Annotated in this window: 1 protein-coding gene; it reads left to right on the top strand. The window is 51.5% G+C overall.

The genetic code is table 11. The features are described 5' to 3' along the window. Positions 1-247: 247 nt before the first annotated feature. Positions 248-1,295: pentapeptide repeat-containing protein (locus ABD76_RS25835; RefSeq protein WP_197259829.1), on the top strand; the 1,048-nt coding region annotated here is incomplete at its 3' end.

The raw sequence follows: 1,295 nt of genomic DNA, 5'->3' as shown, positions 1-1,295 counted from the left end.
GGTGAATATATCGGCGGGCGGCAACCTGAGCTTGTCCGCCGGGAAAAAGATGAGTTTGTCCGCAGGCAGCGAGCTGCGTATGGAGTGCAAAGGCAGTCATATTCAATTGAGCGGGTCAGCGGATATAAAGGGCAGTGAAGTCAAGTCGAACTAGGCTGTTTATGGTGCGGCAGCAGGATAGCTGCAGGATAGCGGCAGCAGGATGATAGAACCTGGGAAGAACTTCAGGTCGTGGAGGAATGCACAAATGGAGGAGACTAACGAAGAGCTAAATCCCCAGCAGCAAGCCCAAGCCGTCTTGAAGCAGGCGTGGTTTCTGATCCGTAGAGATTGGGCATGGAAGTTCAAGGCGGTACAAGAGCAACGGATAAAGGCCTGTGTCGAAGATTTTCGGGGGTATTGCCGGGATATTCGGCACGAGCAGATTCAAGGAAGAAAAGGAAAGATCGGTTATATCACATACTCCATGCTGCGTACCACATGGCTGGAGGAGCGACCTGCTTATCTTGTAGAGGCTTCGGATGCTCTATGGATGCTTGATCCTGAGCCGATCCGATTTGAATGGGATACAGGCTGGTCCTATGCCTATTGGGCCGATTTGCAGCAGCAATTGCGAAGGGAGGCAGAGAAGCAGTATGTGTCCCTATCAGAGCTTGAATGGGAGCATGCCATGCTGGAGGCGGCAGAACATGTTCATGCACTTATTGTAAATATGATGCGCCTAGCGATGAAACAGGCCGTGTGCTTGCCGGAGTTTCAAGAGCTGGAGCGGGAAGAGATGTTCGAGATTCGTGTGGGAGAATACATGGATCACAGCGTATCGGTGTATCGCGAGGATCGCAGAGCCATGGAGGCAAGTGAGATTCGGTCATGGCTGGAGGAAAAAGAAGAATATGCGTACAGCTATCAAGCGTTGACCCAAGTTCAACTGTCAGATGGAGATTACAGCCTGCTGGATTTTCGCTATACGGCTTTTCGGCAGATTGAGATGGAGCGCAGTCGCTTGCATGGCTGTGTTTTAGTAGGAACGGTATGGCAGGAAAGCCAGTTGAATGGAATCGACTTGACCTACAGCTTGCTTTATGGAGCCGATTTTAGCGGATGCTCGATGAAAGGGGCGATATTCGATGCTGTTATGGGTAACGCCGGATACGGACCAGGCGCTTCTTTAGATTGGGAGCCACTGGGTTTTGTTGGCGTGGATTTCACAGGGGCGAGCTTGCAGGAGGCCCGTTTTAAAGATGCACAGCTGCGCGGAGCCGTATTTCAAAACGCGTTACTGCATCGAGCGACTT

It is taken from the genome of Paenibacillus dendritiformis (genome assembly GCF_015845845.1).
Classification (GTDB): domain Bacteria; phylum Bacillota; class Bacilli; order Paenibacillales; family Paenibacillaceae; genus Paenibacillus_B; species Paenibacillus_B dendritiformis_C.
The sequence above is the reverse complement of the archived record's forward strand: the minus strand, read 5'-3'. Positions and strand labels throughout refer to the sequence as shown.